This window comes from Mammaliicoccus sp. JADD-157, from assembly GCF_049310805.1.
Taxonomy (GTDB): domain Bacteria; phylum Bacillota; class Bacilli; order Staphylococcales; family Staphylococcaceae; genus Mammaliicoccus; species Mammaliicoccus lentus.
Genome location: NZ_JBMOVZ010000001.1, coordinates 344,012 through 368,416 on the forward strand (window position 1 = coordinate 344,012; position 24,405 = coordinate 368,416).

Sequence of the window (24,405 nt, forward strand, 5' to 3'; positions counted from 1 at the left end):
GATGTTATCATTTGAAAATGTTACGAAATCATTTAAAGACGGTAATGATACTATTGAAGCAGTAAAGTCAACAAACTTCAGTTTAGAAAAAGGTGAACTCGTAGCAATAATCGGTCCTTCTGGATCAGGTAAAAGTACATTGTTAACGATGGCAGGTGCGCTGCAATTACCTACTGAAGGAAAAGTTTTATTAAATGGGAAAGAAATTAATCATTTTAACGAAAAAGCTTTATCAAAATTAAGATTAAGAGAAATAGGTTTTATCTTACAGACGAGTAATTTAATACCGTTTTTAACTATAAACCAGCAATTTGAGCTTTTGAAAAAAGTGAAAAAAGATGTCATGTCAAAAGATGAACTAGATCGCTTATTAAAACAATTAGGCTTAGATAAAATTTTAAATCAATTACCGAGCGAAATATCAGGTGGACAGAAACAAAGAGTAGCGATTGCTAAAGCATTATATACTAAACCATCTGTTATACTAGCAGATGAACCAACAGCATCTTTAGATACTGAAAATGCGATTGAAGTAATGGAAATTTTAAGAAAAGAAACTAAAGAATTAAATAAATTAGGTATTATCGTGACACATGACCAACGACTTACAAAATATTGTGATAAAGTATTTGAAATGGTAGATGGTCAACTAACAGAACGAACTTAAAATTTAGTAATGAAATAATAAAGGAGCGGGAGAGAAATCCCTAGCTCAAAATGATTCTCCTAATCCGTTAGATTTTTATTAACGGATTAGGAGAATTTATTTATATGGGAGTAGGACAGAAATCTCATTTTGTATGAAAATTCCTAGTACCACCCCAGCGAGCTTCATTCTAACGTGCTTGTTTGTAAACACTAGCCCATCAGAAAATGTAACGTGCAAGACTGAAATAACTAGCCCGTTAGAGACGCAACTCCCTACAATTGTTATGTCTCAGACGCTTATTTTATTATACTAATTATTAGTTTCATGATTTCGAATATATAAAGTTATAAGAAATTTGGGAGGATTACTATGGAAAAGACGTTTAAACATAATGCTTATGGTTTTAAATTTAAAGGAGACTATCAAAATAAAATAGCTGGATTGAACTCTGTTGGATATGAGCTACGTAAAGAACATGACTATCATTGGCATGGTTTACATAGAGGAGAGAGAGATGTCTATATTTTTCAATATACTTTAAAAGGTGAAGGTGCTTTAAGTATAAATGGACGCACACATAGTATAAAACCGGGTGAAGCTTTCTTTGTTCGTGTGCCGAGTGATCATAGATATTATTTACCTAAACATTCAAGCGAATGGGAATTTCTTTATTTCACGACATATGGTAAAGAGGTCGAAAAGTTATCACAGCATATTTTTGATAATTATGGACACGTATTTAAGTTATCCATTCACTCGGCTCCTATACAATATATATTAGAAACAATTGAAAAAGTCGAAACACTAGGTATTAACCATGGGTATGAAGCTTCTGCAAGTGCTTATACGTTTATGATGAAATACATAGAGTACTTAGAATATGGTCAGCAGGAACTTAACAACTATCCTCTTTCTATAGCTAAGGCTATTCAATTTATTGAAAAGAATTATAAAAATGATATTTCTTTGGACGATATTGTAGAAGTTACTGATTTATCAAAATATCATTTTACAAGAGAGTTTAAAAAGTACATGAATGATACACCTATTAACTACCTAGCAAAAAAAAGAATTAATAAAGCGCTTACGTTTTTATCCATGAATGAAAAAAACATAGAATGGATAGCTCATGAGGTTGGATTTAGCTCGAGTAATTACTTTAGTAAAGTGTTTAAAAAGGTAACTGGCGTATCTCCTAATAGCTATAGAAGAGAAACAACAGTGATGGCGGTAAATAAAATATTCTCAGATTAAACAGCAATATATTACTCTTTTTAAAAATATTTACGATTGAATATAGTTCAATTTACAACTAATCTAGATATATGCTATAGCGGTTACAAAATAATTTTCATAAACTTGATTATTATTTTTTAATTAAAAATATATTAGTTTTATAAAACATTTTAGTGAATGAACTATTGCTAGGAGGAGTAAATATAATGAGTAAGATAACATTTTTAGGCGCTGGCAGCACAGTTTTCGCAAAAAACATATTAGGTGACTGTATGACTGTAGATGCGTTACAAGATTTTGAATTTGCATTATATGATATAGACGAAGAAAGATTAAACGATTCAGAAATGATGTTAAATAACTTAAAAAATGGTATGGATTCTACTGTCACAGTAAAATCATATAAAAATCGTAAAGAAGCATTAAGAGGAGCAAAATATGTTATTAATGCTATACAAGTAGGCGGTTATGATCCAGCTACAATTACTGATTTCGAAGTACCTAAAAAGTATGGTCTAAGACAAACAATTGCAGATACTTTAGGTATTGGAGGTATTTTCCGTAATTTAAGAACAATACCTGTTATGCAAGAATTCGCAAAAGACATGAAAGAAGTTTGTCCAGACGCTTGGTTCTTAAACTATACGAATCCTATGGCTGTTTTAACAAACATCATGTTAAAAGAAGGCATCAAAACTATTGGACTTTGTCATAGTGTGCAAGTTTGTGCGAGCGAGCTGTTAGAGGCATTAGAACTACCAACTGATCGCATTCAAGCAAAAATTGCAGGTATTAACCACATGGCATGGTTGCTTGAAATAACACGCGATGGCGAAGATTTATATCCAGAAATTAAAAAACGTGCTAAAGAAAAACAAAAAACAACACATGACGACATGGTTCGTTTTGAATTAATGGATAAGTTTGGATATTACGTCACAGAATCATCTGAACATAATGCTGAATATCATCCATATTTCATTAAGAGTCAGTACCCTGAATTAATTGAAAAATTCAATATACCATTGGATGAATATCCAAGACGTTGTGTAAATCAAATTGAAGATTGGCAACATATGCGTGACGATATTGTAAACAATCAAAACTTAACGCATGAACGTTCACACGAATATGGTTCTTATATCATCGAAGCGATGGAAACAAATAAACCTTATAAAATTGGTGGTAACGTATTAAATACAGGTGGATTGATTAGTAATTTACCAGAAAATACAGTAGTGGAAGTTCCTTGTTTAGTAGATGCTAGCGGAATTGCGCCTACTTATGTTGGTGAATTACCAGAACAATTGGCTGCACTGAATAGAACGAATATTAATACACAGTTGCTAACAATTGAAGCGGCATTAACACAAAAGAAAGAAAAAATTTATCAAGCAGCTATGTTAGATCCGCATACAGCTTCTGAATTGTCTATGGATGACATTATTTCACTTTGTGACGATTTAATACAAGCACATGGCGACTGGTTACCAACTTACGAATAAATAGTGAAATCAACAATAATATCAGACAAAAATATCACACTATTTTGTAAGCGCTTTTAAATGGTGTTATAACTCAAGGGGGGCTTTTTTTGGAAAGGCAAGTAACCCGTAAAGCAAAATATTCTTTCGGTATCGGTGCGTTTGGTAAAGACTTAGTTGTTGGCCTTACAGGAACATTTTTAATGTTTTACTTCACTGATGTATTAGGTATTGCAGCAAGTTTCGTAGGTACATTATTTTTCGTTGCGCGTATTTGGGATGCTATTAATGACCCAGTAATGGGAATGATCGTAGATAAAACAAAAACTAAATGGGGTAAATTTAGACCATGGTTAGTTATTGGTACGTTAATCAACTCTGTTGTAACAGTTATTATGTTCACAAACTTTGGGTTAACAGGAACAAGTTTATATGTATTTGTATCAATACTCTATATATTATGGGGAATGACATACACGATGATGGATGTTCCTTATTGGTCTTGGTTGCCTAATTTAACGAATAACCCAGTTGAAAGAGAAGAAGTTTCAATCATACCACGTGTATTCGCGAGTATGGCTAATTTACTTATCGGTACGGCTGGACTAGCTATCGTAATGTATTTTGACAATATATTTGGTAACGGCGATCAATCTGCAGGATTCTTTGTTATGACGGCTATTATAGCTGTAATATTCGTCAGTGCGATATTAATTACTGTAAGAAACGTATACGAAGCACCTACAAATATAGATACAGGCATCACTTTAAGATTTAAAGACATATGGAGAATTTTATTTACTAATAAAGAATTGTTAGCATATATAGGTATTTTAGTTACATTTTTCTTGAGTCTGCAAATTCTAGGTAACGTAGCTATATATTATTTTAGCTATGTAGCAGAATCTAAAGCATTATTCGCATTATTTAATGCGATGGGATTCATGGAAATTATAGCATTATTACTATTTCCTAAAGTTGCTAAATGGTTAACGAGAGAAGCTGTATTTCCAATAGCAGCAATTTCTTTAACTATAGGATTAATTATTATATTATTTGCTGGTTATATCGCACCAACAGCAGCAATCCCTGTTATGGTTGGAACAGCGTTTATTAAAATAGGAACTGGCTTTATTATGGGAATTATTACAGTATCTATAGCAGACGTTATAGACTATAGTGATATGAAATTTGGTCAAAGAAATGAAAGTGTTATTACATCTACACAAACATTTTTAATGAAAACAGCAATGGCTGTCGCAGCACTATTTACAGGTTGGGGACTAGATTTATTTGGTTATCAGCCAGGCGAAGTTCAAAGTGAACACACAAAAAATGGATTGCGTTTTATTATGATTGCTTTGCCAATCATAAGTGTTATCGCTAGTTATATCATTTATAAATTTAGTTATAACTTAAAAGGCGACTACATAAGAGATGTAGTAAATGTATTAAACCTTCGTAATAAGAAAAGAAAGTTATAATATAGGAAATGTCTTGGAGAATATGAACAAGGCTCCCAATCACTTAGATTGGGAGCCTTGTTTTTATTAGATAAAGGTATTTTATTCTGAGTAACTTCTTAATGTATTATCCATTAAATCCCATGCTAAATCGAGATTAACAGCTGTTGCAAATTGAGCGTTTGCTTCTTTATTATACGTGTCATTTAAATCAACTGACATAGTACCGTATGTTAATTCGCTTTGATTTTCAATTTGGATGTATGTTTTTTGTAACTCAAATATTTCTGGATTTAATAAATATAAGATTGTACAAGCGTCGTGTATAGGACCGCCATCCATATCAAATTGTGATTTATATGTAGATTTAAAGAATTTTAATAATTCTACAACGAAATTAGAAACTTTATTATCTATTTTACTGAAGCGGTCGATAACTAAATCATCTGCTAATAATTGATGTGTTGCGTCTAGTCCAAAGACTACAACTGGGATACCACTTTCAAAAACTCTTCTAGCTGCTTCTGCATCTACCCAAATATTAAATTCAGCAGTAGGTGTCCAGTTACCGAATGTGCCACCGCCCATAATTACGATTTCATCAATGTTCTCTGCAATTTTAGGTTCTCTAATAAGTGCCATTGCTACGTTTGTAAGTGGGCCAGTAGCAACCAATGTAACAGCTTCATCGCTGTTTAAGACAGTTTCCACAATAACATCTACACCATGTTTACCAGTAGATTTGAGATTAGGTATTTTAGGTAATTCTGGACCATCTAATCCACTTTCACCGTGAATACTTTCAGCAAACTCTGCTTCTTTAATAAGAGGTCTTGTAGCACCTGTTGAGACTGGAATATCTCCTCTATTAATAATATCTAATACGTTTAATGCGTTATTTGTATTCTTATCGACTGATTGATTTCCTGCAACTGTTGTGACTGCTAATATGTCTAATGGACTTGTTTTAGCACCTGCTAATATTAGAGCGATAGCATCATCGTGTCCTGGATCACAGTCCATAATAATTTTTCTTTCTTTTGCCATTTTATTAACCCTTCCTTCTTTATAAAAGATTCTACACTATTATACTAAAACGTTTACATTACAACAAAGTAAACGTTTCTTCATATATAAATGTAATTATTTTGAAATGTAGTCTTGTGTTTTTGTGAATTAAAGTTTATAATTTTAAATCGTAAACGTTACTATTTGAAGAGGAGTGTTTTAGATGAAGAAATGGACGGGCTTATTTGCAATCATTTTCGTCTGTGCAATGTTACTTGCTGCATGTAACCAAGGCGACAGTAACAAAGGTAGTAAAAGCGACTCAGATAAATTGCAAATTAAAACAACAGTTTATCCGCTTAAATCTTTTATTGAACAAATTGGTGGAGAACATGTTGAAGTAGAATCTATTTATCCACCAGGTACGGATTTACATAGTTATGAACCAACACAAAAAGATATTTTAAATGCGAGCAAAGCAGATTTATTCGTATACACTGGTGACGATTTAGATCCAGTTGCGAAAAAAGTCGCATCTACTATTAAGAAAGATGATAAAAAATTATCATTACAAAATAGTATTGATCAATCTGAATTATTAACTGATCAACATGAACATGGTGAAGAGCATGACCATGAAGGGCACGACCATGAGCATGGTGAAAGTCATGAAGAACACGAACATGAAGGACATGATCACGAACATGAACATCATCATGGCGGTTATGACCCACACGTATGGTTAGATCCACAAATAGACCAAGATTTCATCAAAGGTATTAAAGATGAATTAGTTAAAAAAGACCCAGATCACAAAGATGAATATGAAAAGAATTTCAAAAAATTAAATAAAGATTTAGAAAATATCGATAAAGATATGAAGAAAGCAACAAAAGGGCATGAGGGAGATACTGTATTCATTTCTCACGAATCATTGGGTTATTTAGCTCATCGTTATGGATTCGTACAAAAAGGCGTACAAAGTATGAATGCTGAAGATCCATCACAAAAAGAATTAACTGAAATTGTTAAAGAAATTAGAGATACAGATGCAAAATATGTATTGTATGAAAACAATATTTCAGGAAAAGTAACTGACACAATTAGAAAAGAAACAGATGCTAAACCACTTACATTTAACAACATGGAATCATTATCGAAAGAACAATTAAATAACAAAGACATTTCTTATCAATCATTTATGAAAGAAAACATTAAAAACATCGAAAAAGCTTTAAATGATAAAATTAAAACTAATGACGAGAAAAAAGAAGCAGCACATGATAAAGCAATTGAAAATGGCTACTTCAAAGATAAACAAGTTAAAGATCGTGAACTATCAGATTACGAAGGTGACTGGCAATCAGTTTATCCACTTTTAAAAGACGGTACATTAGATGAAGTATTTAAACATAAAGCTGAAGACGGTAAAATGTCAGCTAAAGAATACAAAGAGTACTATGACAAAGGATATAAAACAGACGTAGAAAACATTAAAATAGAAGGTAATCAAATCAGTTTCACTAAAGATGGAAAAATATCAACTGGTGAATATGAATATGATGGTTACGACATTCTTAAATACGACAAAGGAAATAGAGGCGTAAGATATACCTTTAAATTAAAAGGTGACTCAACAAACGATGACTTACCTAAATATGTACAATTTAGCGATCACAATATCTATCCTAAAAAATCAGCTCACTTCCATATCTTTACTGGAAATGACAAAGATAAAGTATTAAAAGAATTAGACAACTGGCCAACATATTACCCGTCAAAACTGTCTAAAGATGAAGTTAAAGAAGAAATGTTAGCTCATTAATAACAAAAAGCAGAGAAACCTTATTGAATTGGGGTTTCTTTGTTTTTTATTTTTGGTATTTGATTATATTGTGACAAGTTTAGGATAATGATTTAAACTAATAGTAAAATAACCCAAAAAGGGGATAGATAGTATGTTTGGTTATTATAGTAAACTTTCTTCAGAAGTCTACGATATTGATAAATATATCGGACATTCATTTGGTGATGTAGAATTTTATAAAGATAGATTAAAATCTTGTACGGGACCTATTCTTGAACCGGGAGTTGGTACTGGGAGGCTACTCATTCCGCTTTTAGAAGAAGGTTTGAAAGTTACTGGCTTGGATTTCTCGGAAGAAATGTTAGAAATATGTAGGAAAAACTGCGAAATAAAAGGATTGAATCCTGAGATATTTAAAGGGAAAATGGAATCATTTTTATTAAATGCGGAATATGAAGCGATTATTGTGCCTACTGGAACATTTTTATTACTACATGAGAGAGAAGATTCCTTTAAAGCTTTAAATAATTTTTATCATCATCTTGCTGATGGTGGTAAGTTGATTGTAGATGTATTTTTACAAAAGGACTTAAAGGTTGGTAATACCTCAACTAGTGTTTGGGAAAATCAGAATTCCGAAAAAATCACATTAGAGAGTAAATTAATTGAAATCGATCATATTCATCAACATACAACGTCTCATAATAGATATGAAAAATGGCGTAATGGTGATTTGATACAGACAGAATTAGAACAATTTTCGATTCGTTGGTATGGAATTGAAGAATTTAAAATGATACTTGAACATATTGGATTTGAAAATATAATAATTTCAGGTGACTATGAACATGGAAAATACCCTACAAGTTCAACTCAAACTATAACATTTGAAGCTACTGCTAATAAATAATGATACCGGAAGTTGAAGAAAATCATTGGTCACATCATGACTACAATCATCAATAGTGAGGAGACTGGTGTATCCATTATAATTAATATTTGAAAGGGGCCTTAAATGTGAATAATATATATGACCATCCAGATTTCTTTGAAAGTTATAAGAAAAAAAGACAAAATGATTTGAGTTACAATGAAGTAGTGGAGATGCCTGAAGTAAAGCGTGCTATGCCCGAGATAAAAGGTAAAGCAGTGTTAGATATTGGATGTGGTATGGGGAATTTAATTCAATACATTTTGGATTATGAACCTCAAAGAGTAGTAGGTATAGATCAATCTGATAAGATGATAAGCGAATGTCGGAAACATTTTAACACTGAACAAGTGGATTTTCATTGCACAAATTTTATGGATTTTAAATGTGAAGAAACTTTTGATGTTATTGTCTCGTCACTCGTATTACATTATATCGAAGACTTTAATTTATGTTGTCGAAAAATTAGTGAACTGTTGTATAAAGATGGAACGTTATTATTCACAATGGAGCATCCTATACAAACGGCTACAATGGATCCGGAAGTAAAGAAAGAGGATAGTGATGGTGTTTATTTAAGAATGGAACATTACTTTGATGAAACGAGTCGAACTTCATATTGGTTGGATCAAAATGTTAAAAAATATCATCATACAATTGGAACGATTTTTAATAGTTTAATTCAACATGGTCTCGAAATTCAATATGTTAAAGATTTAGGTCAATCAGAGGAAGTTTTTCAATATTTTGATGAGAAACGAATTAATAAATTAAAGCAATTTCCTCCATTTTTAATGGTTAAAGCTAAGAAACAATAATTATTTGACTAACCATGTGTTTCTATATATCGTTAAACTGTATAAAATGCGGAAGGGTGATTGTGTGGTAAAACGTTTGATAAGTGCTAATGCATCTGATATTTCGAAGTTTACGAAAGAAGAACTAAAACAAAGCATTAAAGCTAGTGAAGGTAGAACAGTGTTAAGTGAGAACATTGTTGTACACGATCCAGCGCTTGTATTAGATGTTACAAATGCAGAAATGGCAACTGCTTTTGGCGCGGATATGATTTTATTAAATGCTTTTGATGTCGTGAATCCAGAAATAAAAGGTCTATATAACAAAGAATATCAAGGTACAGGACAACCGATTAATGATTTGAAAACATTAGTAGGGAGACCTATTGGTGTTAACTTAGAACCTGTAGATGACGAAGCGAAAATGGCTGAATCGAAATTAGAAATATCGTACGGTAGAAAAGCAACAGAAAAAACATTTAAGCACGCAAATGAATTAGGATTTGATTTTGTATGTTTAACAGGTAATCCAGCTACAGGTGTAACGAACCTAAATATATTAGAAGCAATCGAAACAGCAAAAAATCATTTTGATGGATTGATTATAGCGGGTAAAATGCACGGTTCAGGTGTAGACGAAGCAGTAGTCGATTTAGAAGTAATAACGCGATTTGTAGAAGCGGGTGCTGATATCATACTTGTGCCAGCAGTAGGAACAGTTTGGGGTGTGTCCGAAGAAGAAGTTCGTGAAGCAGTAAAAGTTGCACATCAACACGGAGCGCTTGTTATGAGTGCTATTGGAACATCACAAGAAAGCGCAGATGAATCTACTATTAAAGAAATGGCTATAAAAAATAAAACATTAGGCGTAGACATACAGCATATTGGAGATGCAGGATACGGTGGTCTAGCACCAGTCGAAAACATATACGCACTAAGCAAAGCGATAAGAGGACAAAGACATACAGTCTCAAGAATAGCACGATCCATTAATCGTTAATAAGAAAACAATAAAACGAACCACCACTCAATTAAAGAAGAATTGAGTGGTGGTTTTATGTGAAATAAGGATAAACTACGTTGCACGTGGGTGTTCTCTTGCAAATTAGCTTATCGTTATTGACAAGACTCGCGAAAAAAGGCAACAAGGCTACCGTTATTGACACGTTTGGCAAGAAAAGACAACAAGCATCCACCAAAATATTCTGATTTGCCCAACCAACTCTATATATGCTCAATATCTTCTTTTTATTAATCAATAGTATATTATTTTAGTTTGCAATAATAATTAAATTTATTTATTTTTAGAAAACTAAAGTAAAATTTTAAAATTATAGTATAATGGTCTTTGATTAAATTTATTCATAGGAGGTTAATTATGAAGGAATTCTTCCAATATTATAAACCCTATAAAGGATTATTTTTCTTAGATTTTGGTTCAGCTGTGTTTGTAGGTATATTAGAACTCATTTTTCCATTAATTACGAGTATATTTATAGACCGTTTGCTACCAACTAAGAATTGGAGTTGGATTGTAATATTTGTTTTTATTTTATTATTCATATACGTTGTTGAATCTGTATTAAAATTCATCGTAACGTATTGGGGGCATAAACTGGGGACTAATATTGAAAGAGACATTCGTAATGAACTGTATGAACATATTCAAAAAATGAATTTTGGATTTTTTGATAACCAGAAATCGGGTAAAATTATTGGTCGTTTAACGAATGACTTGATGGATATTGGGGAAGTAGCCCATCATGGACCTGAGGATATATTCGTAGCACTTATGACGTTGATTGGTTCATTTGTCATCATGTTAACGATTGATGTGAAATTAGCATTGATTACTTTCTGTGTTATACCGATTATTTTTGTACTGACTATTTATTTCAACCATAAAATGTCTGGTGCTTTTAAAAGTTTATTCAGTAACGTATCTAGATTTAACGAATTAATCTCAGATAATGTTGGTGGAATGAGACTTGTTCAAGCTTTTACAAATGAAGGTTATGAACTATCAAGATTTAAAAAAGTTAATGATAATTTTAGAGCAACTAAATTAAAAGCGTATTCGTTCATGTCTTGGAATATAACAATCAGTCATATTGCACAAAAATTAACTATGATTTTCGTATTGATTATGGGAAGCTATTTCGTGTTAAATGGTTCATTATCTTACGGTGGTTTCGTAGCTTTTATTATGATTACGAATTTACTATTTAAACCTTTAGAAGCTATAAATATGATTATTGAGTTATTCCCAAAAGGTATTGCAGGGTTTAAAAACTTTAAAGAAATCGTAAATATGGATCCTGAAATTAAAGATAGTGAGGATGCTGTAGAATTCACTGATGAACCGGACATCATAGAATATGAAAATGTATCATTTAAATACGGCGAAAAGTTAGTGCTAGATCAGTTATCAATTAAAATTGAACAAGGTGAGAAAATAGCGCTTGTAGGACCGAGTGGGGGAGGTAAAACAACGATTTGTTCGTTATTACCGAGGTTTTATGATCCTATAGAAGGTGCAGTTAAAATCAACAATAAAAATATTAAATCTTATACATTAGAATCTTTAAGAAAACAAATTGGTGTTGTTCAACAAGATGTGTTCTTATTTGGTGGAACGTTAAGAGATAATATAATATATGGTAACTTAAATGCAACAGAAGTAGAAATCAATGAAGCTGTCGACCAAGCGCAGTTAAGATCATTTGTAGATGAGTTACCAGCTGGCTTAGATACAGTTGTTGGAGAACGAGGAACGAAACTTTCAGGTGGGCAAAAACAACGTATTTCAATCGCGAGAATGTTCTTGAAAAACCCACCAATCATTATATTAGACGAAGCAACAAGTGCTCTAGATGTAGAAACAGAAAATAAAATACAGTCAGCATTCAAAAATCTATCACAAGGTAGAACATCATTAATCATTGCACATAGATTAAGTACGATTAGACACGTAGATAGAATTGTATTTATAGAACAAGGACAAATTAAGGAAATGGGTAGCCATGATGAACTGATGGCCCAAGGCGGTAAATATAAAGACTTATATATGTCGCAATTTGAACAATTAGAAGATTTTTAATAAGTGGAGAGTCGGAGACAAAATTAATATCTCCGCTCTTTTATTTTCATTAAATCTTTAAGCTTATCTATAGACAATAATAATATATATGATATTATAGACACACAATGTCTATAATACAGAGGTGTAACATGAAGATATCTAAAGGTACAGATTATGCTTTACATTCATTACTATATTTAATAAGCAATGGTGATAATCAGCCTGTAACTGTAAAGAGGTTATCTGACGTGCTAAATGTTTCTGTTACGTATTTATCTAAAATTTTAACTCAACTTGTCAAAGCTGGTGTGATTAAATCGGCTTCTGGTGCTAAGGGTGGTTATTATTTAGTGAATAATTGGGAAGCCATTAGAATATATGACATCATTACTGCAATCGATGGTCATAGAAGCACGATAGAAGATAGTTTTAATCATGGTCCGGAATGTAAAGTTCAATCTATTTTAAACTCTGCGGAGGATGAAATGACGAAATCTTTAAAATCGAAGACGTTAAAAGATTTAATGTAAATTAAATCTTTTTTTAACAGCTAATTATAGATATTAAAACTCTTTAATATATGCGAAAAGGTGGTATAAATATGTTTGATTGTATAGTAGTAGGTGGAGGTCCAGCTGGATTAGCGAGTGCTTTAACTTTAGGAAGAGCTTTAAAAACAACATTGATAATAGATAATGATAATGCGAGAAATAAAGTGACACAGACTTCACATGCTTTTTTAACACAAGATGGTGTAACACCAGAAGAATTAAGGGGAAAAGCACAAGCGGACGTTGATAAATATGAAGATGTAACGCGCGTGCAAGATACAGTTGAAAAGATTATTAAAGAAGATAACACTTTTATAGTGAAAACGAAAAATGAAACATACAAAGCTAAGAAAGTTATGTTATGTACTGGATTAAGAGAAAAATTACCTAATATAAAAGGTGTGAAAGAAATTTACGGAAAATCTGCATTTTACTGTCCTTGGTGTGACGGTTATGAATTAAGAAATAAATCATTACTCGTAGATGTATCATCAGAACTAGTGATGCATATGGCTAAATTAGTTAGCAATTGGACTAATGATTTAGTTATAAGTTCACAAGACTTTTCAGAATTAACCGAAGATGATAAATCATTTTTAAAAAAGAAAAATATAAAGCTTATTCAAGGTAAAGTATCGGAATTTAAACATGATGATGGAATGATAAATGAAGTGATATATGAAGATGGTACTAGAATTTCTAGGAATGGTGCGATTATATCAGTTGAATGGGATACAAAATTTTCATTTTTAGAAGAACTTCAAATTGAAAGAGATGAAAATGGAGGTATTAAAAAAGATGACTTTGGAGAAACTTCTATTCCAGGGTTATTTGTAGCTGGTGAAACAAATGGTGCAATGCCTTCACAACTTATCGATTCTGCTGCAAGTGGTAATCATATTGCTAAATTAGTAGCATTGCAAATTATATTAGAAGCAGAAGGTGAAACATTAAAAGGTTAGCCTGAGTATCTTCAAATATTTATTTAATTCTTTGTAAATAAAAAATCCACGCTAACGTATAAAGATTTCTGCTTATACGCTAGCGGGGTTTTTAATTATTTTTTAGTAATCGTAATATGAATATCGAACTCATTGAATTGTGATTTATGCTTATAGCGTTCAGGATTTTGTTCATTCTCTAAATCCACCAGTTCACCAATCAAAGCATTTTTTTTATTTGTTTTATACATAGATCCTGAAAAACTTTGTGGTGGGTTTTGTTTTAACTCCACTAATTCTGATAAAATGTCGTCTCTTGTTCTCATAATATTGCCTCCTAAATTTTTTAGTAACAATAAAACAGCTCATCTTAAGATTAAGAAGAGCTGTTTAGAGAATCTTCTTATCTTTCAAGTTGATACTTGTTGGATTTAGCACAGTACTTACGCCTGTTGCTGAGGTTTCATCGGGCCAATTCCCTCCGCCTACTCTTAATAAGACTTACGAGCTATTTTATTGTTTCTATTAATATAACTGATAATTCAATATTTGTCTAATAAAATAAATAAATGTTTAAAATATTAAGAAACTGTGAATATATAAATAGTAATCAACTTGAGGAGGTATAATTATGAAATTTAAATGGATGTCATTACTTTTAGCTTCAGGTCTAGTATTATCTGCTTGCGGAAATGATAATGATGACGACGATATGAAAGACGATCAAAAAGATCAAAAATCAGAACAAACTGAAAAAGAAAATGACAGTCAAGATAATGATAATAAAGATGATTCTACAATGTCAGATAATAAATCTGATAATAAAGCAACTGAAAAAACTGTAAAATGGAATGATGTGAAAGTATCACCTGAAGAAGCAGTTAAAACAGCTCAAAAAGAAGAAAAAGGTGGTTTGAAAGACATATCATTCGAAAAAGAAACTGGTGAGTGGAGTTATAAAGTTGAATTATTAGATGGACAAGATGAAAATAAAGTCTTGATTAATGCAGAAGATAATTCTGTTACTAACGTTGAAAACGAAAAAGAAGATGATGACGACAATGACAAAACATTTAAGTTATCTGATGCAGCTAAATTCGAAGATGCTTTAAAAGTAGCTCAAGATAAAGCATCAGGAGATTTAAAAGAATGGTCATTAAGTAGAGAAAACGGTAAACTTGTTTATTCTATTGACTTAAAAGAAGGAAATAAAGACACAACAGAATTTACGATTGATGCTAAAACGAAAGAAATATTAGAACAAGAACAAGACTAATATGAAATGTTTGGATAAGCTGGGACATAAATAAATGTCCCAGCCTATTTTTTTATGCTTTTTTACCTTGATTACCCTCAATTTAATTTACATTTTATTGAAATTTCTTATTGACTAATAGTAAAGATAGGAATAAATTAAAAGAGTGATAATGAATATCAATTAGGTGGGGAGAATCCAATCATGAAGAGAATAGCAACAACACTTTTAGCAAGTACTTTAATATTAACTGCTTGTAGTAATGATGATGAGAAAAAAGAAACTAATAGTGATAAAGAAGCGAAAGAAACTACAAAAGTTGATTTTTCTAAAGAAACAAAAGCATATAAAGATTTCACAACGAAACAATTAGATACATTTTTAACTGAAACTGAAAAGTTTGTAGAGGCTGTTAAAGCTGACGACGTTGAAAAAGCTAAAGAGATTTATCCAAAAGCGCGTATGTATTATGAAAGATCAGAGCCAGTAGCGGAAAGTTTTGGCGAACTGGATCCTAAAATTGATGCGCGCTTAGCTGATATGAAGGAAGAGAAAAAGGAAAACGAATGGTCAGGTTATCATAAAATAGAAAAAACTTTATGGGAAGAAAACTCTACAAAAGATATGGGACCTGTTGCAGACCAATTACTTAAAGATGTAAAAGAGTTAAGAGCAAAAGTTGATACTGTAGACGTAACACCAAAATTAATGTTGCAAGGTTCTATCGACTTATTAAATGAAGTATCAAGTTCAAAAATAACTGGTGAAGAAGAAATTTATTCACATACAGATTTATATGACTTCAAAGCAAATATTGAAGGAGCAGAAAAAATCTTTGAAATCTTTAAAGATAAAGTAACTGAAAAAGATAAAAAAGTTGCTGAAACAACGCAAGAAAGATTTGATAACGTTAACAAATTATTAGCAAAATATGAAACGAAAGATGGCGGCTATGTCGACTATACTAAATTATCAAAAGAGGATACGAAAAAATTATCTGAAGCGGTTGATAAATTAGGTGAATCATTAAGTCAGATGGCAGTCATTACGGAGTGATAACTTATGACTAACAAGGACAACCATATAGCAAGAAGGGATTTTTTGAAGCTTGCTGGAGTTGGGGGTGCTGGCCTCATTTTAGGTTCTACCGGTGTCGGTGGAACCTTGTTAGCTTCTCAATATTTTGCAAAAGATAAAACATATGTAAAAAATAAAGTGAAATTTTATGGTAAGTACCAATCGGGTATTACAACTGATTTGCAGAAACATATTTATTTTGTAGTGTTAACGATTAATAAAATGTCTATTTCTGATGTTAAAGAAATGTTTAAAATTTGGACGAATTATAGCGTTCATTTAATGAATGGGGAACCAGTAAAAGAGTTAGGGCAAAATAAAATGTTACCAAGTCCAGATACCGGTGAAACAATCGGTATAGATGCTAATCATTTATCGTTAACTTTTGGTATAAGTCCATCATTTTTCGAAAAAGTTGGACTTGAAAAGCATAAACCTGAATTGTTGAAAGACTTACCTCATTTTCCTAAAGACCAATTAGATAAACAATATACTGGCGGAGACATATGTATACAAGCTTGCTCTGATAATCCACAAGTGAATTTCCATGCTATTAGAAATTTGATAAGAGTAGCTAAAGGTGAAGTTTCTATGAAATGGAGTCAATCTGGATTTAATTCTATCAAAGTAAAAGATGGAAAAATGGAAACGCCTAGAAATTTATTTTCATTTAAAGATGGTACTGGAAACCCATCTATACATAATCAAACCGAATTAGATAAGTATGTATTTATTCAAGACGGGTGGGCGAAAAACGGTTCATATTTAGTTGTAAGAAGAATACAAATGTTGTTAGAAACATGGGATAGAACGGCACTTGGTGAACAGGAGGCTACATTTGGAAGGTATCGACATTCCGGAGCTCCATTAGGTAAAGAGAAAGAATTTGACGAGTTTGATAGAAATATAAAAGATAAAAATGGAGAGAAATTAATAGAGGATGAATCACATGTCAGTTTAGCAAAACAGGCGAAGTCTAATTTGCTTAGACGTTCTTATTCATACTCAGATGGTATTAATGAACAAACTGGCGCATTTGATGCAGGGCTATTATTTTTATCATTCCAAAGAGCACCGGAACAATTCATTAAAATTCAAAGTAAAATGGGCGCTCAAGATAAATTGAATGAATATATCACACATAGAGGTTCAGGTATTTTTCTATGTTTACCTGGTGTTCAAGAAGGAGGATATTTAGGTGAAGCGTTATTTAATCGCATTTAGTATTACCATATTAATGTGCCTAGTTATCCCTATAACTGTTAAAGCGGAAATAAGTTTAAGTAATATTTATATTAGTGTGACAGACGCCAAAACAGCACTCCAAGATAAGGATACAAAAGCTTTTGAAGTACACTTTAAAGATATTAAAGAAAACTGGTCAAAAGTTAACAAAAAAGACCATAAATTAGTTGAAACAATTAATAATGATATAGAAAATATCGAAAAAAGTAACTCAAATGATGAAAAAATAAAATCGCTTAATACTTTAACAACAGATTTGATAGATTATGAAAAAGTATTAAATCCAGTAGACAAACAAGCAAAAAGAAATAAATTGCAAAATCAAATGCAACCATTGATTAAAGAGATGGGTACAGCTATTTCTAACAAAGATTTTGACAAAGCGTTGGTAATTAATAATAAACTGAATTCAACTTGGACAAACAATGAAAAAATTGTGAGAGAAGAAGATATTGGGCGTTACGGTAAAATAGAAACAGCATTGATGTTTATTAGAATAGAACTTACAAAAGATAAAATCGAGCAAGGTAGTGCCCAAATGCAAGTAGACCAACTCAAAAAAGAACTTGATGACTATCATGCAGGTAAGCAGTCAGATGCAAAAACGAGCAACCAAGATGTAACGGTTTTAAATGAGTATCTAGATGAAGCAATCAGAAATATCAAAAATAATAAACTAAGTAAAACAAAACAAGATTTACAAAGCTTTATTGTTGCTTGGCCAAACGTGGAAAATGAAATTGGCACAAGAAATGGTGAACTGTACACAAAAATAGAACAGAAAATACCACAATATGTAGGGCAAATAAATGAAAGCAATAAACATGATATACAAGCAGAACTTGAGACATTGAATCAAGAAATTAAATCAACTATTTCTAAAGCAGGATATACATTTTGGGACGCAGCTTTAATCCTTTTACGAGAAGGTGTAGAAGCATTGCTAATTATTATGGCTTTGTTAACAGTTACTAGTAAAGCAGAACAAACAAAAGCATCTAAATGTATAATGAGTGGAAGCTTGCTAGGAATTATATTAAGTATAGCTTTAGCATTCATATTTAAGGCAATATTTGAAAATTTAGGATCTACACGTGAATTAACAGAAGGTATAGTGGGTATATGCTCGGTTATTTTGATGGTTATTGTAGGTGCTTGGTTACATTCAAAATCAAGTTTAGAATCATGGGAAAAATTTATTAATAAAAACATGGATAAAGCGATGTCTACAGGTAGTTTACTAACATTCGGTTTAGTAGCATTTTTATCAGTATTTAGAGAAGGTGCGGAGACTATTATTTTCTATTTAGGTATAGTAGGTAAGATTTCAACATGGTCTCTCATACTTGGAATATTAGTAGCAGTATTTATTTTAATTTTAATAGCCGTATTCTTTAATCAAATTACAAAATGGATACCAATACATAGACTATTCTTTATTATGTCACTATTTATATTCCTATTAGCATTTAAAATATTAGGCGTAAGTGTACACACGCTACAAATTCTCAACATTTTGCCTCAACACACAATTAATCATTTACCATTTATAGATTTTCTAGGATTATATCCAACATATGAGACGGTTATACCACAATTAATCTTAATTGTGATTGTTATGATTTATTATATGATGAGCAAGAAATAAATAAGAGTTTAGCCCCCAATCTATCACTCGATAGGTTGGTTTTTTTATGTGAAAAGTGTGAAATGTACTAACTTTATGACAATTGTCATAGTGTATTCGTGACAATTTGTACTTATACATACAGCTAATATAATTTATACTTAAACCAATCTTATAAAAGGTGGTGGCCATAGTGATTAAAGTTCAAAATGTAACGAAAGTTTATAATGGTAAAAAAGTTGTGAATGATGTTTCTTTTCAAATTAATAAAGGTGAATGTACAGCTTTAATTGGGCCGAATGGTGCAGGAAAATCAACGTTAATAGATATGATTATTGGTGATAGAAAGCCAAACAATGGAACGATTGAAAGTGACCAATACCAACTCGATAAAAAATATATGGGCATATTATTTCAAACGTCAGCATTTCTAGATGTGATGAAAGTAAAAGAATTATTTAATTTATATAAATCGTTTTATAAACAAACAATTTCAATTGAAGACTTTAAAAAAATTACTAGATTTAATGATGAAAAATTAGAACAATTCGCTTCCAAATTATCTGGCGGTGAGCGTAGAATTCTTGATTTTGCATTATCCATCATTGGAAAGCCTAACTTTGTAATCTTAGATGAACCTACAAGTGCAATGGATACTGAAATGAGAAAGCATTTTTGGGTAGTAATTGACCAAATGAAAAAAGAAGGAAAAACAATATTTTATACATCTCATTATATTGAAGAAGTGGAAAAAATGGCTGATCGTGTCATAGTACTTAATAAAGGTGAACTTATAGTCGATAGCACGCCACGTGAAATTCGTCATAGTGACCATAAAACAAATATCCAAATTCCTTTAAAAAACAAAAAAATCATCGAAAATCTTAAAGATATCGAAATTGAAGAACTAAAAGATATTCTGAATATAAAAACTGAAGATGTGAATCCAATAATAAGAAAATTGATAGATAATAATGTTGATTTTAACGAAATTGAAATTACGAAAGAGTCATTAATGGATACTATATTCAAAAAAGATGAAGAAAGGAATTGATGTCCTATGTTATGGGCTTACTTTAAATCTGAACTCATTTTATTATCTAGAAAGAAAGCATATTTAATACTTTCAATTATGTTACCACTTGTTTTTTATTTAATTTTCACAGCTATGTTAGATTTACCAAAGGAATATGAAGCAAAGTTTTATAAAGAATATATGTTTAGCATGGCGACTTTTAGTTTAAGCAGTTTCTGTATCATGACTTTCCCACTTGAAATGATTGAAGATAAGAAATTAGGTTGGGCTAAAAATCTGTTTAAAACACCTTTATCTCCAATACATTATTATGCTGGTAAAATTATGAAATTAATGTGCATGTTTTGTATGTCTATAATTGCGTTATTTGTAACTGGAGCGTTGTATAAAGGTGTTGAGATGTCTATAGGAGAATGGATAGGGTCAGCTATTTTATTATGGATAGGATCAAGCATGTTCTTATCTATAGGAGTGCTTATATCACAAATTAAAGATATTCAAAAAGCTAGTGCAATAGCGAATATCCTGTATCTAGGTCTTGCTGTAATAGGAGGACTATGGTTTCCTACAGACCAATTTCCAAATTGGCTAAAAGAAATTTCTTATTTAACACCAACTTATAATTTAAGAGAGCTCTCACTTTCTTTTACAAAGAGCGGTAGCTTTCACTATGAATCTCTATTTATTTTAATAGTTTATTGTATAATATTTATAAGTACTGCATTATTTATACGTAAAAAAACGGAAGTGATTTAATTGTCCATATTAGATAAAGTTAAAGCGAATCCAATAGGTACTGCAAACACCGTTTATTTGATTTTTCCAATACTGAGTTTAACTGTATTAGGCTATAAAGGTCCTTTATGGGGTGGTATTTTTGTTACCATCCTTTTTATTTTAAGTTATTTGGTTATGATTTATGAAGATCTAACGGAAAAGGTTAAATTAAGAAGAGTATTACTATTGATTCACTTTTTAGGAATTATATATTTTGTGGCATTTTTCCATGCTTTTGATATTATGTTCTTCTTTTATGGGGCATTCATTATACCTTATGCTTTTCAGGTAAAGCTAAATTCTATTGAAGTGCTTATGTATTTCATTGCATTTTCATTGAGCCTAACGATAGTTTTACTTGATTATAAAGATTATTTGTTTATTCTTTCTCCTATGAGTATTGTTTTTATTTTGCTTTTGTTAGGTAACTTTAAAGCTATTGAAGCTGATAAGTTAAAAGAAGAAATTAATAGTAAAAACGAACATATTAATATATTAATTGCTGAACAAGAAAGAAATCGTATTGGTCAAGACTTACATGATACTTTAGGTCATGTATTTGCTAGTTTAAGTATTAAGTCTGAATTAGCGATGAAGTTAGCTGATAATGATATCGAACAAGCTAAAGAAGAAATGGCATCAGTTAATGAATTATCTAAGGAAGCTCTAGTAAAAGTAAGAGCGATAGTTGATGACTTGAAACTTCAATCTTTTGAAGAAGAAGTAGAAACAATGGACACATTATTAAAAAATGCAAATTTATCGTTTGAATTTAATCATGCAATTCGTGCTAGTATACTCAGCCCTACAAAGCAATCAGCATTATCTATGGTTTTAAGAGAAGCGATAAATAATGTGATAAAACACGCTCAAGCAACAAAAGTAACAGGGACAATTATAGAAAATGATCAAAATATTATTATGGTTATTGAAGATGATGGCAAAGGTATGAAAAAAATAAACGATAATGATTTTAATAGCATTAAGCAAAGAATCAATGTATTTAATGGGGATTTTGAAGTGAATAATATAGATGATGGCTTTAAAATGACAATTAGCTTACCAAAAGGGGGATGATACATTATGATTTCAATTGTCATAGCTGAAGATCAAGAAATGTTGAGAAAAGCCATGGTACAGCTTATGGAATTAAACGATGAATTAGAAATCTTGGGTGATACTGCAAATGGAGAAAGTGCACTCACATTAATAAAAGAAAAGAAACCAGATGTAGCGATATTAGATGTAGAAATGCCGAAAATGACAGGTCTAGAAGTATTAAAAGCAATTAAAGAGTCTAATATGGATACGAAAGTTATTATCGTGACTACATTTAAGCGCCCCGGATATTTTGAAAGTGCAGTTGCAAACGATATTGATGCATACGTACTTAAAGAGCGTTCAATAGATGAATTAGTTACAACTATAAAAAATGTAATGGATGGTAAAAAGGAATATAGCGAAACATTAATGACTTCTATGCTTAAATATAAAAACCCTTTAAATCCTAAAGAGCAACTAGTACTTAAAAAGATTGGAAAAGGATTATCGAGCAAAGAGATTTCTAAAGAACTATTTTTGTCAGATGGAACGATTAGAAATTACACATCGACAATCATAGAAAAATTAGAAGCGGAAAACCGTTTCGACGCTTGGCAAATTGCTATAGAAAAAGGTTGGATATAAAAAGAGTTTAGTATATAAATCTAAATAACGATGAAGAATAATGCGCTAACGTGCTTGTTTACATTCACTAGCTCGTTAGAAAACGTAACGTGCTAGATTGAAATTTCTTGCCCGTTAGAGGCAATATAATACCCTCATATATAACAAAGGATCCAAGACATAAATTTGTCCTGGATCCTTTGTTTTCATTCATTATTTCATTTTTACTGTGCGTATGAAATCGTATAGACCTTCTAGTTGATCTAATTGTTGGTTACAGCGAATACTATCGTGACATATATAATTGCCGTTCTTTGTATATGTGCCATCGCCTTTAGATTTCGTAGTTGATAAGAACATGGAAACATTAGATTCTTTCTTACAAATACTACATACACCTGGTTTAATAGTTGTAGATAAATCACCAACTACACCAGTCAATTTATCATCTTCATACATGATGATATATTTTTTCTGTTTTCCAGAATCGTTCCATCCGATATATGATGTTTCTTTTAAATCAATGTTATCCCAATCTGGTTGTTTAAGTTTTTTAGTCTTTTTGAAGACTTTTTCTATTTGTTTAGATGACGGTTGTTGAAAAGGAATGACATAAACTTTTAAGCCAAGCAATACTTTTTCAATTTGTGAACGATTGATTTTTGGATTCATAATGATGTTTATGAAATTATCTACTTCAGAATATTTTTCTGTGAAAAGTTGTTCTATATGATCGTTTGTTATTGCTTGAAAAGTATCGATTGTTTTTGGGTCATTGACTGATTTATATACGTTAAATAGTTTTTCTGAATGTTCTTTAATACTTACATATTGATATGGTTGAATAAAATTATTCATAATTAATCCCTTCTTATTTTAATTTGAACTTTGGGTATGAATAATTGTAGAGAACATGACACATTTAATAGCATCTTGAGATCCCTCCTTATCAGAAACAAGTATAGTCTTTATTAGTTAGCATTTCAACATACAAAATTGGAGAAAGAAAAAAACAGATAAAGTATTTTGCTATATACTTTATCTGTTTTAAATTTTTGACGCTTATAATTTTAAGCTTTTTTATCGCGTGGTGGCCATATGAAGTAACTTATTGCGATGATTAAATCTATTATAATTACAATTGTCCATAAATTAATGACATCTTCCATTGCTTCTGTACGTTTGGGGTCGTGAATGATAAAAATAATAAGATGTAATATACCAGTTCCTAAAATATAGGATACTAAGTGTTTAACCCAGCTTTTTCCGTATTGTTTAGCATAAGCAATGCCTTTTGGCTTATAAGGTTTTGGACCTTCTTTCATAATATAATACTGAAATCTCTCATCCGCCCATTGAATCATACTTTTACCGAACACAATTGAAACTGCAATGTACACTGCTGCAATAGCGTGAGGTAGTTCTGCGGTAGCACCGTGGTATAAATCTAAACTTGTTGAAACAAGCAATATTAAATCTAGCACGGGTGTTAATGCTAAGAAGAATAAACCGAGATTTTTACGTTTAAGTATATATCTTGTAACCAAACCTAATAAGATAACTACCCAAAATGCGATTTCACAGAAGATAATAAGCCAGACAATAAAGTTCATGATTTGTCCTCCTTCGTATTCGTTAAAATATGTATTTCAGTACGAATAATTTTTTCAATATCGTTATTAGAAAGTATGTCCAAATCATTATCTAACGTATTTTGACCATATATAAGACATTTTAACATAACTGCATTTAATAAAAGTATCAAAATAAAATA

Annotated in this window: 23 protein-coding genes and 1 riboswitch; of the genes, 19 read left to right on the forward strand and 4 right to left on the reverse strand. The window is 31.2% G+C overall.

Features of this window, described 5'->3' with window-relative positions:
* Position 1 precedes the first annotated feature (1 nt).
* From ACO6VN_RS01715 to melB, 4 genes are all read left to right on the forward strand, one after another.
* Complete coding sequence (locus ACO6VN_RS01715) at positions 2 to 667, forward strand: ABC transporter ATP-binding protein (protein ID WP_194201095.1); 666 nt, start codon at positions 2 to 4, stop codon at positions 665 to 667.
* 351 nt (positions 668 to 1,018) lie between these two features.
* A complete protein-coding gene (locus tag ACO6VN_RS01720; protein WP_422404169.1) occupies positions 1,019 to 1,903 on the forward strand; it encodes an AraC family transcriptional regulator in 885 nt (294 codons plus the stop codon).
* A 188-nt stretch (positions 1,904 to 2,091) separates the two neighbouring features.
* On the forward strand, positions 2,092 to 3,390 hold the full coding sequence (locus tag ACO6VN_RS01725) for an alpha-glucosidase/alpha-galactosidase (RefSeq protein ID WP_422404170.1): 1,299 nt from the start codon (positions 2,092 to 2,094) through the stop codon (positions 3,388 to 3,390).
* Positions 3,391 to 3,479: 89 nt separating this feature from the next.
* The gene (gene melB / locus ACO6VN_RS01730) at positions 3,480 to 4,853 is read left to right on the forward strand and encodes a melibiose:sodium transporter MelB (RefSeq protein ID WP_194201092.1); all 1,374 of its coding nucleotides are present in this window, start codon (positions 3,480 to 3,482) and stop codon (positions 4,851 to 4,853) included.
* An 81-nt stretch (positions 4,854 to 4,934) separates the two neighbouring features.
* On the opposite strand, the gene ACO6VN_RS01735 is transcribed toward melB, so the two are convergent.
* A complete protein-coding gene (locus ACO6VN_RS01735) occupies positions 4,935 to 5,879 on the reverse strand; it encodes a nucleoside hydrolase (RefSeq protein ID WP_216683432.1) in 945 nt (314 codons plus the stop codon).
* A gap of 184 nt (positions 5,880 to 6,063) precedes the next feature.
* On the opposite strand from ACO6VN_RS01735, the gene adcA reads away from it, so the two are divergent.
* From adcA to ACO6VN_RS01770, 7 genes are all read left to right on the forward strand, one after another.
* A complete protein-coding gene (gene adcA / locus ACO6VN_RS01740) occupies positions 6,064 to 7,665 on the forward strand; it encodes a zinc ABC transporter substrate-binding lipoprotein AdcA (protein ID WP_194201090.1) in 1,602 nt (533 codons plus the stop codon).
* 133 nt (positions 7,666 to 7,798) lie between these two features.
* Positions 7,799 to 8,557 carry a class I SAM-dependent methyltransferase gene (locus ACO6VN_RS01745; protein ID WP_194201089.1) on the forward strand — a complete coding sequence of 253 codons (759 nt, stop codon included), beginning with the start codon at positions 7,799 to 7,801 and terminating at the stop codon, positions 8,555 to 8,557.
* 107 nt (positions 8,558 to 8,664) lie between these two features.
* The gene (locus tag ACO6VN_RS01750; RefSeq protein ID WP_194201088.1) at positions 8,665 to 9,396 is read left to right on the forward strand and encodes a class I SAM-dependent methyltransferase; all 732 of its coding nucleotides are present in this window, start codon (positions 8,665 to 8,667) and stop codon (positions 9,394 to 9,396) included.
* A 64-nt stretch (positions 9,397 to 9,460) separates the two neighbouring features.
* The gene (locus ACO6VN_RS01755) at positions 9,461 to 10,375 is read left to right on the forward strand and encodes a haloacid dehalogenase-like hydrolase (protein ID WP_194201087.1); all 915 of its coding nucleotides are present in this window, start codon (positions 9,461 to 9,463) and stop codon (positions 10,373 to 10,375) included.
* A gap of 375 nt (positions 10,376 to 10,750) precedes the next feature.
* Entirely contained in the window at positions 10,751 to 12,475 is a 1,725-nt protein-coding gene (locus tag ACO6VN_RS01760; protein WP_026023582.1) for an ABC transporter ATP-binding protein, read from the forward strand.
* A gap of 131 nt (positions 12,476 to 12,606) precedes the next feature.
* Positions 12,607 to 12,987: an RrF2 family transcriptional regulator gene (locus tag ACO6VN_RS01765; RefSeq protein WP_422404171.1), complete on the forward strand. Its 381-nt coding sequence runs from the start codon at positions 12,607 to 12,609 to the stop codon at positions 12,985 to 12,987.
* A gap of 71 nt (positions 12,988 to 13,058) precedes the next feature.
* Positions 13,059 to 13,970 carry an NAD(P)/FAD-dependent oxidoreductase gene (locus ACO6VN_RS01770; RefSeq protein WP_422404172.1) on the forward strand — a complete coding sequence of 304 codons (912 nt, stop codon included), beginning with the start codon at positions 13,059 to 13,061 and terminating at the stop codon, positions 13,968 to 13,970.
* 95 nt (positions 13,971 to 14,065) lie between these two features.
* Here ACO6VN_RS01770 and ACO6VN_RS01775 read toward each other — a convergent pair whose 3' ends face one another.
* Positions 14,066 to 14,275, reverse strand: coding sequence for a hypothetical protein (locus ACO6VN_RS01775; protein ID WP_064204802.1), 210 nt, complete (start codon positions 14,273 to 14,275; stop codon positions 14,066 to 14,068).
* A gap of 74 nt (positions 14,276 to 14,349) precedes the next feature.
* Positions 14,350 to 14,450: riboswitch (SAM riboswitch) on the reverse strand.
* 130 nt (positions 14,451 to 14,580) lie between these two features.
* Here ACO6VN_RS01775 and ACO6VN_RS01780 point away from each other — a divergent pair.
* The 8 genes from ACO6VN_RS01780 (at position 14,581) to ACO6VN_RS01815 (ending at position 22,652) form a co-directional block, all read left to right on the forward strand.
* The gene (locus ACO6VN_RS01780) at positions 14,581 to 15,225 is read left to right on the forward strand and encodes a PepSY domain-containing protein (protein WP_064204803.1); all 645 of its coding nucleotides are present in this window, start codon (positions 14,581 to 14,583) and stop codon (positions 15,223 to 15,225) included.
* Between the two features lie 183 nt (positions 15,226 to 15,408).
* Positions 15,409 to 16,260: an iron uptake system protein EfeO gene (gene efeO / locus ACO6VN_RS01785; protein ID WP_422404173.1), complete on the forward strand. Its 852-nt coding sequence runs from the start codon at positions 15,409 to 15,411 to the stop codon at positions 16,258 to 16,260.
* A 6-nt stretch (positions 16,261 to 16,266) separates the two neighbouring features.
* On the forward strand, positions 16,267 to 17,505 hold the full coding sequence (efeB, locus tag ACO6VN_RS01790) for an iron uptake transporter deferrochelatase/peroxidase subunit (protein WP_216683425.1): 1,239 nt from the start codon (positions 16,267 to 16,269) through the stop codon (positions 17,503 to 17,505).
* Complete coding sequence (locus ACO6VN_RS01795; RefSeq protein ID WP_216683424.1) at positions 17,480 to 19,174, forward strand: FTR1 family iron permease; 1,695 nt, start codon at positions 17,480 to 17,482, stop codon at positions 19,172 to 19,174. Before efeB ends, ACO6VN_RS01795 begins: the two co-directional genes overlap by 26 nt.
* A 172-nt stretch (positions 19,175 to 19,346) precedes the next feature.
* Positions 19,347 to 20,207 carry an ABC transporter ATP-binding protein gene (locus ACO6VN_RS01800; RefSeq protein ID WP_422404174.1) on the forward strand — a complete coding sequence of 287 codons (861 nt, stop codon included), beginning with the start codon at positions 19,347 to 19,349 and terminating at the stop codon, positions 20,205 to 20,207.
* Between the two features lie 6 nt (positions 20,208 to 20,213).
* Entirely contained in the window at positions 20,214 to 20,945 is a 732-nt protein-coding gene (locus tag ACO6VN_RS01805) for an ABC transporter permease (RefSeq protein ID WP_194201082.1), read from the forward strand.
* Positions 20,946 to 22,043, forward strand: a complete 1,098-nt coding sequence (locus tag ACO6VN_RS01810) for a sensor histidine kinase (protein ID WP_422404175.1) — start codon at positions 20,946 to 20,948, stop codon at positions 22,041 to 22,043. It begins immediately after the preceding gene.
* A 6-nt stretch (positions 22,044 to 22,049) separates the two neighbouring features.
* Entirely contained in the window at positions 22,050 to 22,652 is a 603-nt protein-coding gene (locus ACO6VN_RS01815) for a response regulator transcription factor (protein ID WP_147641082.1), read from the forward strand.
* 192 nt (positions 22,653 to 22,844) lie between these two features.
* Here ACO6VN_RS01815 and ACO6VN_RS01820 read toward each other — a convergent pair whose 3' ends face one another.
* Both ACO6VN_RS01820 and ACO6VN_RS01825 read right to left on the reverse strand, forming a co-directional pair.
* Positions 22,845 to 23,489: a FusB/FusC family EF-G-binding protein gene (locus ACO6VN_RS01820; RefSeq protein WP_064211160.1), complete on the reverse strand. Its 645-nt coding sequence runs from the start codon at positions 23,487 to 23,489 to the stop codon at positions 22,845 to 22,847.
* Positions 23,490 to 23,701: 212 nt separating this feature from the next.
* Positions 23,702 to 24,244, reverse strand: a complete 543-nt coding sequence (locus ACO6VN_RS01825; RefSeq protein ID WP_216683421.1) for a hypothetical protein — start codon at positions 24,242 to 24,244, stop codon at positions 23,702 to 23,704.
* Positions 24,245 to 24,405 lie beyond the last annotated feature (161 nt).

Excerpts from the sequence above, each read along its gene's own strand:
- ACO6VN_RS01780 (WP_064204803.1), top strand. The coding sequence starts at position 14,581 with ATGAAATTTAAATGGATGTCATTACTTTTAGCTTCAGGTCTAGTATTA.
- ACO6VN_RS01805 (WP_194201082.1), top strand. The coding sequence starts at position 20,214 with ATGTTATGGGCTTACTTTAAATCTGAACTCATTTTATTATCTAGAAAG.
- ACO6VN_RS01820 (WP_064211160.1), bottom strand. The coding sequence starts at position 23,489 with ATGAATAATTTTATTCAACCATATCAATATGTAAGTATTAAAGAACAT.
- ACO6VN_RS01725 (WP_422404170.1), top strand. The coding sequence starts at position 2,092 with ATGAGTAAGATAACATTTTTAGGCGCTGGCAGCACAGTTTTCGCAAAA.
- efeB (WP_216683425.1), top strand. The coding sequence starts at position 16,267 with ATGACTAACAAGGACAACCATATAGCAAGAAGGGATTTTTTGAAGCTT.
- ACO6VN_RS01775 (WP_064204802.1), bottom strand. The coding sequence starts at position 14,275 with ATGAGAACAAGAGACGACATTTTATCAGAATTAGTGGAGTTAAAACAA.
- efeO (WP_422404173.1), top strand. The coding sequence starts at position 15,409 with ATGAAGAGAATAGCAACAACACTTTTAGCAAGTACTTTAATATTAACT.
- ACO6VN_RS01770 (WP_422404172.1), top strand. The coding sequence starts at position 13,059 with ATGTTTGATTGTATAGTAGTAGGTGGAGGTCCAGCTGGATTAGCGAGT.
- ACO6VN_RS01825 (WP_216683421.1), bottom strand. The coding sequence starts at position 24,244 with ATGAACTTTATTGTCTGGCTTATTATCTTCTGTGAAATCGCATTTTGG.
- adcA (WP_194201090.1), top strand. The coding sequence starts at position 6,064 with ATGAAGAAATGGACGGGCTTATTTGCAATCATTTTCGTCTGTGCAATG.
- ACO6VN_RS01765 (WP_422404171.1), top strand. The coding sequence starts at position 12,607 with ATGAAGATATCTAAAGGTACAGATTATGCTTTACATTCATTACTATAT.
- ACO6VN_RS01735 (WP_216683432.1), bottom strand. The coding sequence starts at position 5,879 with ATGGCAAAAGAAAGAAAAATTATTATGGACTGTGATCCAGGACACGAT.
- ACO6VN_RS01720 (WP_422404169.1), top strand. The coding sequence starts at position 1,019 with ATGGAAAAGACGTTTAAACATAATGCTTATGGTTTTAAATTTAAAGGA.
- ACO6VN_RS01745 (WP_194201089.1), top strand. The coding sequence starts at position 7,799 with ATGTTTGGTTATTATAGTAAACTTTCTTCAGAAGTCTACGATATTGAT.
- ACO6VN_RS01715 (WP_194201095.1), top strand. The coding sequence starts at position 2 with ATGTTATCATTTGAAAATGTTACGAAATCATTTAAAGACGGTAATGAT.
- ACO6VN_RS01815 (WP_147641082.1), top strand. The coding sequence starts at position 22,050 with ATGATTTCAATTGTCATAGCTGAAGATCAAGAAATGTTGAGAAAAGCC.